This window comes from Rothia sp. HMSC062F03, from assembly GCF_001836905.1.
Classification (GTDB): Bacteria; Actinomycetota; Actinomycetes; order Actinomycetales; family Micrococcaceae; genus Rothia; species Rothia mucilaginosa_A.
Genome location: NZ_KV830892.1, coordinates 105,442 through 114,964, shown reverse-complemented (window position 1 = coordinate 114,964; position 9,523 = coordinate 105,442). Strand labels below are relative to the sequence as shown.

The following is a 9,523-nucleotide window of genomic DNA, read 5'->3' as shown; positions in this document are numbered from 1 at the left end:
TTCGAAGAGTGCCGAGCCGACTCCGGAACCCACTCAGGATCCGACCCCCGAGCCGACACCGGAGCCCTCCAAGGACGTGACCCCTGAGCCTACTCAGGACCCGACCCCCGAGCCGACTCCGGAGCCTACTCAGGATCCGACTCCTGAACCGACCCAGGACCCGACTCCTGAACCGACCCAGGACCCCATCCCTGAACCGACTCAGGACCCCGTCCCCGAGCCGTCCAAGGAACCCACGAAGGACGCAGACCCGAACCCGGTTAAGGACCCCACTCAGGAACCTAAGCAACAGCCGGTTGTCCCCGTGCCCAATCCGGAGCCCACGAAGAACGTTTCCCAGGATCCGGTGGTTCCCGTTATCCCCGTGATTTCTGACGAACCCAGGGATAACACCCCGAACCAACCGGTGGCTCCTCCGGAGACAGAGCCCGTGGCGCCGGCGCCCTCGGTGGACCGTGAGGTTATTGCGCCGACCAGGCGTCAAGAGGACACCGTCATCTCCATCGAGGTGGTGCGCCCGAGCACTTCGTCGGCATCGAGCGAGTCCGCAAAGCCGACCCCGATTGGTGACACCGATGAGGATCCGTTGCCCTCCGGCTCCACCACGCTGGGACGCATCGCGGCGAACAATGGTTCGCAGGATTCCATCCCCGGTGCAGCCGATTGGGTGGCCGGTTACCTTTCGCGTAATAAGTCCGAGGATGACCGAACTGCAGAGGCCAGCCCCTCGAAGTCGCCCAGCTCGGCGGCAGCATCGAAGTCGCCCAGCTCCTCCGCGTCCGCTACCGCCAGCCGCTCCGCCAAGAGCGTGACCAAGGCCGACGGCGCGAACGCCTCGCAGGAGCAGGCCGTGAAGAATGCCGACGCGGACGACTCGGGCCTGTCCGGCATCGCGCCGCTGATTCTCTTCTCGCTCATCGGCATCGTGCTGATTGCCCTGGCAATCCGCTACTTCAGCCAGGGAAGCTAAGACTCCCGAACGGGTAGAGACCAGGCCGTCATTCTCCCTAGTGAGAAAAGCGGCCGCGAGCTAACGCGTAGCGCAGAATACGCGATAATTAAGGGTGTGAATCCTCAAACATCTAGTGAAACGCGGGACCATCCCACGCGCGAGACGCCTCTCGCGCAGCTGGGAGAGTCCCGCGTTCTGCGCGCCTTCATGCCCATTATCGAGGCGCATAACGAACGAGTGACCGATGCACTCCGCGCATCGGGGCGCGCCGAAGCGCTCGAGGTGGGACCCGGAGACGACTGCGCCGTGCTGACCCCCTCGACCGAGCGGACCGTGGTCACCACCGATACCCTCGTGCAAAACCAAGACTTTATGGACCCCTGGCTCGGGGGCTTCGACGGAACCCGTAGTGGCGGGTACGAGGTCGGCCGCAAATCGGCCACGCAAAACCTGGCCGACGTCGCCGCCATGGGCGCGCGGCCCGTGAGCCTCTTCGCATCCCTGAGCCTGCCGGGTGAAACCCCCTACGGCTGGGTCGAGGACTTCGCCCGGGGACTCGTGGACGGCGTGCGCGCCTGCGGAGCTGAGGACTGCACAATCGCCGGGGGCGACATGGGTGCCTCCGGCGAGATTTCGGTAACCGTCACCGCCCTGGGCCGCACCGACCGGCCCGTGCTGCGCTCCGGCGCGCAGGTGGGTGACACGCTTGCGCTGGCCGGGCGTACTGGCTGGGCCGACGCCGGGTTGCGGCTGCTCCTCAACCCGCTATCCCGCCCCGCAATGGTGCTGCTGAAGGGCATCGCGAACGGCGGGCTGTCCCACGATCCGCTCCCCGAAATTCCCCTGTCCGAGGGGCTTTTGGACCTCATCGGAACCCTGAATAGCGCCGAAGCTGCCGAAATGCTCGAGGCCTGCGAACGCGCCATTGATGCGCAGATGCGCCCGGTCAGCCCGGTGCCCCTGGGCGAGGCGGCGCGCGATGCGGGCGCGAACGCCATGCTGGACGTTTCCGATGGGCTCGTCAAGGATTCGGGCCGGATCGCCCGCGCATCCGGCGTGCAGATTCACCTGGACGAGACCGCCGTGGATGCGCTTGCCGCGCCCCTGCTGCCCGTGGCCCGTCTGCTGCTGACCATCGTCGAACACAACGAGGGGGCCGAGAGTCCCGCCTCCCTGGCCAGGGCCTTCGTGCTCGGCGGGGGAGAGGATCACGGCTTGCTGGCGACCTTCCCCGCGGAGGTGCCCGAGGGCTTTACGACCCTGGGCTCGTGCCGCGTGGACCGCGCGGGCCGAGCCCACAGTGCGGATCCCCTGGCCGGTGGGCACTATGGTGCGGGGCATCGCGGGTCGCTCGCGGCCGGTGCCGTGCTCATGAACGGCGTGCCCCTGAGCGAGCTGGGCTGGGAACACTACGGGGCCTAGCGCGAGCCGGGACCCGCGGGTTCTTAGACTCTTGGGTTTCGCGGAAAATACCGTACATTTAATCGAAAATTCTATTAGAATAGAAATACGAAGCAGGGGTGGGGTAAGGGCGCGAAGACTGCGCCCACCCGCCGACCTGCGAATTACCGCAATTAGCCGTGGTGCGGGCCAGCCCTGGCGCGCGTGGGCTCGCGGAAACACCAGAAACCGGAACCGCAGGAGGGGAGCATGAGGACAGAACGTGAAGACTCGCGGGGCACCCAGCCCGCCGGAACCCGCGGAGACGCTCGTCCCGGGGGTCTTTCTGAGGGGTCGAATAGCGCTTCTGCGCCGACCGGCCCCGAGCGCAATGATTCACTGCGCGAGGCCCGCGAGGTGTACCGCCGCGCCTGCATGCGAGCCTATCGATTCGGTATCGCCTGGTCCGCGAGTGCCCGGGCCGTGGTGGACCACTACCGCGAACCCCTCAACGAGCTCAACGGCTTTCCCGTGCCCGACCACGACACCGGGTCGAACCTGGCCCACACCCTGCGCACGCTCACCGAGAAATTCGACCGGGGCATGGAGGAACTCCTCTTCGAGGACCCCGCTGACCGCGAGGACGTGCCCGGGCTGGCCCACCTGTGGGTGCGCCTGGGCGGAATCTACGAGCGCGCCATCGTGAGCGCCTCGCGGATGGCCCGCGGCAACTCCGGAACGCTACTTTGCGCCTGGGGCCTGGAAGCCGTGCGCAGCTACTGGGGCCTGCCCGGCAACCTTGCCCAGGAGCTGGGCCCGGAGGCTGAGAAACTGCCCCTGCTGAGCGCCCTCGCCCGAGATGAGGAGCGGGTGCGCGCGGCTCACGCGGCCGCTTCGGGAAGCGGAGACCTCGAGGCGCCCCGCGGTTTTGACTACGCGGTGGCCGAGGCCCGCGCCATGGCCTGCGCCGCCGAGCGCGTGCGCGCAAGCGTGGGGGAGCAGATGGTGCCCTCAACGATGCTTTCCGTCATGGTGGAGCTGGCCAGCCTGGGGCTGTACTACCCCGAGGGGGAGAACGCCCCCGAGAAACCCGCGCACGGCGCTGATGAACCCGAAGCTGGCGAGCCCGGAGCTAGAGGGGCGGATGGTGCCAAGGCGGAGGATGCCGAGGGTGCAGAAACCCCTCTGAACCGCGCCCGCCGCGCCGCCATGCTGAGGGCCCTGGAACGCACCGCCGAGCATCCGCCCGCACCGCACCTGGCCGGAAGTGTGGACGCCGGCGCTCTCGGCTTCTACCTGGCCGTCGTGCACGCCAACCCGCGGTGGGAGGGTGCAACCCTGAGCGAGGAGGAGGTCCGGAGTATGCTGACCCCCGCCTCCGCGGCACCCGCACAGGTCGCCCCCGTCCCGGGCGCGAAGACTCCCGCAGAGGAGGGGGAGAGCGGCTGGGAGCTCATGGGTACCCTGCGCTGCGAACCCCTCGCGATGGCTCAGCTGCGTCTCGAGCTGGAGGGCATGGGCGATAGCCTGCTCATCACCCCGCTGGATATGGCCGCAGGCCTCTGGGCCGTGCACGTGCACGTTCCCGAGGTGGAGCCGGCACGCCGGATCGTGACCTCCTACGGGGAGTGGTCGGACGAACGCATCTCCTCGCTCGCAGACGGGCACCACGCGGAGAGCTGCAGATGAGCCCGCGCCGCACCCCAAAGCACAGCCCCGAACAGGAGACCCTGGACCTGGGCATTTTCGGGGCTGAACCTGCCGCGCCCGTCGAACCCCCCGATCCTGTTGTACCCGCCGAGAAGGCTGAACCCGCTGCGCTCGCCGAACCTCACAAGAGGGAACGCGGGGTGCCCCTCCTCAGCGACGAACAGCTGCGCACCACGGCCGAGCTGACCGTCCGCGACCTTGCCGCCTTCGCCCGCGGCGAGGCGAGCCGCGAGGAGCTGAGCGAACGGGCCGCGCGTCGAACCAGCGCACCCTACCGTAAAGCGCTCAGGGCGCTCAAACATTCGCTGGGCCCCGCCGCGCACGCCATGACCGACGATGCGCTCTACGAGCTCGTGGATATCGCGCTGGCCGCCCGGCAGACGGCTCAGCCGGAGACGAATCAGCCGGAGGAATCTACCCCGAAGAAGCCGGCACGGAAGGCACCCGCCCGAAAGAAATCGGCGCAGAAAGAACTAGCTCAGAAAGCCTCCGTGAAGAAGGCCCCGGCTGAACGGAAAGCTGCGGTTGAACGGAAGGCCCCGGCTGAGAAATCGACCTCCGCATCAGTTGCCGCGGAGGCCAAAAGTCGTGCCCTGGCGCGCTACGCCGCCGAGGACAGCCTCGAGAACACGCCCCTCAAAAAGTACCTGCCCGCCCCCAGCGCCAAGGCCATCGCCACGCACCTGGGAATCACCACGGTCGGCCAGATGCTCGAATACTTCCCGCGCAAGTACCTGCCGCGCGGCGAGCTCAGCTCCTTCGCCGAACTCGTTGAGGGGCAGGACGTCACCATCATCGCGCGCGTGGTGCACGTGAGCACCCGCACCATGGCGGCCCGCCGCGGCAAAATCACCGAGGTGACCATCACCGACCGGCTCGCCGACTCCTCCGCGCACGAGGAGAGCGGCTTCGGCGGCATCGGGACCGTGTCCGTGACCCCCGGTCGCGCCAACGCCTCCGCCCCGGGCACCTCCTCTCGGGGGACCTCCGGGCTGGGCCTGCGCTGGCAGGCAACCGGCCAGTACAACCCGCGCATCGACTCCCTCGCCGCGCCCGCATCCTACACGGGCTACGCCGACTCCTACGGGCAGGACGACTTTACCCAGAACCATCCCGAGCAGGGCGGCCTCTTTGGCGTGCCCGCACCCGCGCCGCTCATCGGCGCGCAGATGAAGCTTTCCTTCTTCAACGCCTGGACCGCCGCCCGCGAAATTCGCGAGGGCGAAACCATGATGTTCTCCGGTAAAGTCGGCATCTACCGCGGCGAGTACACGCTCACCAACCCGCACTACGCCCTGCTCTCGAAGGACGCCTCCGGCTCCGAGATGAACGAGGCCGCCACCGCCCCCGTGCCCGTCTACCGGGCCCCCGCCAAGCTGCCCACCGACCGCATCGCCGGGTACATGGAGCAGCTGCTGGAGAAGGTTCCGCTCAAGGAGCTCGAGGACCCGGTGCCCTACGCGATTCGTCGCGCCCGCAAGGTGCCCTCCCTCGCCTGGACCTACCGCGCCCTGCACACCCCCGACACCGAGGACACGTGGCGTGCCGCCCAGGCGCAGATGCGTTACCGCGAGGCCTTCGTGCTGCAGAGCGCCCTGGCGCGCCTGCACTCTGCCCGAGCAGCGCACCGCACGCAGGCCCGACCGCCCATCAAGGACGGCCTGGCTGATCGCCTGCTCGAGGTGCTGCCCTACGAGCTGACCGAGGGACAGCGGAAGGTAGGGGAGGAAATCTCCGCCGACCTCGCGAGCGAATCGCCCATGAACCGCCTGCTACAGGGTGACGTGGGCTCCGGCAAAACCGTGGTGGCACTGCGCGCCATGCTGCAGGTGGCCGATGCGGGCGGCCAGTCCGCGATGCTCGCCCCGACCGAGGTGCTCGCCGAGCAGCACCTGCGTTCGGTGCTGGATATCCTAGGGGACATGGCCGCGCCCGAAGACTCTGACGCTGATGATTCAGCCGAGGGAAGCCCCGCGGGGAGCGGAGAGGAACCCGGCCGCGTGCGCGTGCGCCTGCTGACCGCCTCCATGGGCACCCGCGCCAAGCGCCAGGTGCTGAAGGAGCTCGCCGACGGCACCGCGCAGATTGTGATTGGTACGCACGCCCTGCTCTCCGACGACGTACGCTTCAACGACCTGGGCCTGGTCGTGGTGGACGAGCAGCACCGCTTCGGCGTGGAGCAGCGTGACGGCCTGCGCGGCCCCGACGGCGCCCTGCCGCACCGGCTGGTCATGACCGCGACGCCCATTCCGCGCACCGTCGCCATGACGGTGTTCGGCGACCTGGATGTGTCCGTGCTGGACACCCTGCCCGCCGGCCGCCAGAAGATTTCGACCCACGTGGTGCCCCTCGCGGAGAAGCCCGCCTGGGCCTCCCGCCTGTGGCAGCGCGCCCGCGAAGAAATCGACGCGGGCCACCAGGTGTACGTTGTCGTACCCAAAATCGGGGAGGACGGCGACGGCCTGGAGGAGGGCGCCGCGTTCTTCGGTGCCTCCGTCCCGACCGTTGCAGGCACCCCCGGCCTGGGCGGTCGGGCCAGCAGCGACGGCAAGGTGCAGCTGACCTCCGTGGCCTCCATGCACGCCTACCTGAGCGCCGAGGATTCCCTCGTCGGCGTACGCATCGGCACCCTGCACGGCCGCATGGACCCAGCGGAGAAGACCGCCGTCATGACCGCCTTCGAGCGCGGCGAAATTGACCTGCTCATCAGCACCACCGTCATCGAGGTGGGCGTGAACGTTCCGAACGCCACGCTCATGATCATCATGGACGCGGACCGCTTCGGCATCTCGGGCCTGCACCAGCTGCGCGGCCGCGTGGGCCGCGGCGGCTACGCGGGCACCTGCCTGCTGGTCACCCGCCAGGAGGAGGGCGGTGTCTCCCGCGAGCGTCTGGATGCGGTCGCCTCCACCACGGACGGCTTTGAGCTCTCACGCATCGACCTGGCCCAGCGCCGCGAGGGTGATATTCTGGGTGCTGCGCAGTCCGGCTCGAAGAGCACCCTGCGCTTTCTGCGGGCGCTCGCCGATGCCGACATCATCGAGAGGGCCCGAGAGGACGCCCGCTCGGTGGTTGAGAAGGACCCGACGCTGGCTAAGCACCCGTCGCTGGCCCGCACGATTGACCGTGCCCTGGACGCTGACCGCGAGGCCTTCCTCGGCAGGGGATAGGTGCTCGGGGAATGGGGAGCACACTCTGCCCACTGTTCGCTAAAACCGTGCCCGCCCAAACCGTAACTGCACCACACCGCCGTTACCTAGTTAGTCAACTACTTCAGAGGAGAGACCCTATGAGCCGCATTATTGCCGGTGCCGCCGGAGGCGTGCGCCTGGCCTCGGTGCCGGGGGACAACACACGCCCCACCACGGACCGGGTGAAAGAATCCCTCTTCTCCAAGCTGGAGAGCTACGACCTGCTGCGCGACGCCCGCGTACTGGATGCCTTTGGTGGCTCGGGTGCGCTCGGATGCGAGGCGCTTTCCCGCGGGGCGGCCTCCGTGACCCTGCTGGACACCTACCCGAAGGCGGTTGCGGTGATTCGTCGCAACGTCGAGGCGGTGCAGAAGGCGATGGGCCGCAACGCTGCCGGTTCTGCGGCGCGCGTGCAGCAGTCTCAGGCGCTGAGCTACGTGCAGACCGCATCGGGCCCGTGGGACCTGGTGTTCGTTGACCCGCCCTACGCCATGCCGAACGAGCAGGTGCGCGAGCTCATGCGGGCGCTGACCCCCAAGCTCGCCCCGGGTGCCGTCGTGGTGGTGGAACGCTCCTCGCGCGATGCGGAACCCGAGTGGGGCGGCGAGCTGCACTGCTTCTCGACCCGCCAGCACGGCGAGACGGTGCTCTACTACGTTGAGCCCGAAGAGCCTGCCGACGGAGACGATCCCGCCGACGACTCTGCCGACGAAACAACCTCTCACCACTTCGACACCGCGGAGGTTACCGCATGATTGCCCTGTGCCCCGGATCCTTTGACCCCGTGCACCACGGTCACCTGGAAATCATTGCCCGGGCCGCCGAGCTCTTCGATGAAGTCATCGTGGGCGTGGCCCATAACAGCGCCAAGAAGTACCGCTTCTCCCTCGAGGAGCGCGTGCGGCTCGTGGAGGAGTCCCTGCTCGAGCTCGGCATTGAGGGCGTGAGCGTGGAACCGATTCCGCCGGGCGTGCTGCTGGCCGAGTATGCGGCCGAACGCGGCGCAAAGGTGCTGGTGAAGGGCCTGCGCTCGGCCACGGACTACAGCTACGAGGCTCCCATGGCGAGCATGAATCGTCACCTGGCGCGCGTGGAGACCGTGTTCCTGGCGGGTGAGGACCGCTACGGGGCGGTGTCCTCGACCATTATTCGCGAGGTGGCTTCGCTGGGCGGTGACGTGACCCCCTTCGTGCCGGAGGCGGTGGCCCGCGCCCTGAAGAGCGCCTAGTAGAGAGCCCCGCAAAACCGGTGGGCGCACCCGCCCGACACGCCCGCCGACATGCCCATCGGTACGGCTCCCGCACCGCCGACCGGGCGCTTAACCGCCTCTGCAACGTCCCCGGCCGGCCGGTTAAGCGCCGCGCGGCGCCTCCTTGAGGAGATATTTAAGAGGTGAGCGCCACTTAATTGGATTTAAAAGAGCCTTAATCTTGATTAACCGCGCGAACCACCCCTAAAATGGGACTTTGGTTTATACATTTCGTAAGGAGAAACGCCATTTCACGTGCAGACGCATCGCCGCTGGTGGTATCGGTCACTAACCTGATGCACCGTCCCGGCACCATGGAAACCCTCACCGAGGTCGTGCCCGCACCGGCAGACCTGGGTAACGCGCTCATCGGCGTGGAAGAGGGTTCGGATATTGACCTCGATATTCGTATGGAGTCTGTTGTTGATGGTATCCTAGTTACCGGCTCCGTTGTCGTGGATGTACACGGCGAGTGTAGCCTCTGCTTGGATCCGATTGATTACGAGATGTCGGCCAATATTCAAGAGCTTTTCGTCTTTGAGAAGGCCCCGGCTGGCGGCCCCGAAGACGAAGTAGATGAGCAGTACGCCGTTGAGGATGATTCGATCGACCTTGAACCGGCACTGCGGGACGCAGTAATCCTTCAACTGCCGTTCCAGCCTGTTTGTAGGGACACCTGCCAGGGTCTGTGCGCCGATTGCGGTGCGCGCCTGGAGGATGACCCCGGGCATCATCACGAGGTGTTGGATCCGCGCTGGTCGGCCCTGCAGGGCCTGCTCGGCGCAGATACCGAAAACTAAATTGTTGTTACTAGAGATTGTGAGATAGCTGTGGCTGTTCCCAAGCGCAAGATGTCCCGCGCTAACACCCGCGCACGCCGTTCCCAGTGGAAGGCATCCGTGCCCCAGCTGGTTAAGACCGTTGAGAACGGTCGCGTGACCTACAGCCTGCCCCACCAGGCAAAGGTTGTAACCGACGCTGCAGGCAACGCCCTGTTCCTGGAGTACAAGGGCCGTAAGGTTGCAGACGCCTAAGAAGCGG

At 67.2% G+C, this 9,523-nt stretch carries 7 protein-coding genes and 1 pseudogene; all 8 read left to right on the top strand.

The annotated features are described in order from the left end of the window. Positions 1-970: pseudogene (locus tag HMPREF2674_RS09445) on the top strand (hypothetical protein); the annotation flags it as partial. 219 nt (positions 971-1,189) lie between these two features. Next, a complete protein-coding gene (locus HMPREF2674_RS06980) occupies positions 1,190-2,374 on the top strand; it encodes a thiamine-phosphate kinase (RefSeq protein WP_246826194.1) in 1,185 nt (394 codons plus the stop codon). Between the two features lie 228 nt (positions 2,375-2,602). Further along, positions 2,603-4,021, top strand: coding sequence for a DAK2 domain-containing protein (locus HMPREF2674_RS06975; RefSeq protein WP_141761816.1), 1,419 nt, complete (start codon positions 2,603-2,605; stop codon positions 4,019-4,021). Continuing rightward, on the top strand, positions 4,018-7,212 hold the full coding sequence (locus HMPREF2674_RS06970) for an ATP-dependent DNA helicase RecG (protein ID WP_084824447.1): 3,195 nt from the start codon (positions 4,018-4,020) through the stop codon (positions 7,210-7,212). The genes HMPREF2674_RS06975 and HMPREF2674_RS06970 overlap by 4 nt, the downstream gene beginning before the upstream one ends. A gap of 119 nt (positions 7,213-7,331) precedes the next feature. After that, positions 7,332-7,988 (top strand): 16S rRNA (guanine(966)-N(2))-methyltransferase RsmD, encoded by a 657-nt coding sequence (rsmD, locus tag HMPREF2674_RS06965; RefSeq protein ID WP_070825261.1) that lies wholly within the window; start codon positions 7,332-7,334, stop codon positions 7,986-7,988. Next, positions 7,985-8,461 carry a pantetheine-phosphate adenylyltransferase gene (gene coaD / locus HMPREF2674_RS06960; RefSeq protein ID WP_070825260.1) on the top strand — a complete coding sequence of 159 codons (477 nt, stop codon included), beginning with the start codon at positions 7,985-7,987 and terminating at the stop codon, positions 8,459-8,461. Before rsmD ends, coaD begins: the two co-directional genes overlap by 4 nt. 230 nt (positions 8,462-8,691) lie before the next feature. Then, complete coding sequence (locus HMPREF2674_RS06955; protein WP_080974899.1) at positions 8,692-9,282, top strand: YceD family protein; 591 nt, start codon at positions 8,692-8,694, stop codon at positions 9,280-9,282. 30 nt (positions 9,283-9,312) lie between these two features. Further along, the gene (gene rpmF, locus HMPREF2674_RS06950) at positions 9,313-9,516 is read left to right on the top strand and encodes a 50S ribosomal protein L32 (protein WP_005505656.1); all 204 of its coding nucleotides are present in this window, start codon (positions 9,313-9,315) and stop codon (positions 9,514-9,516) included. Positions 9,517-9,523 lie beyond the last annotated feature (7 nt).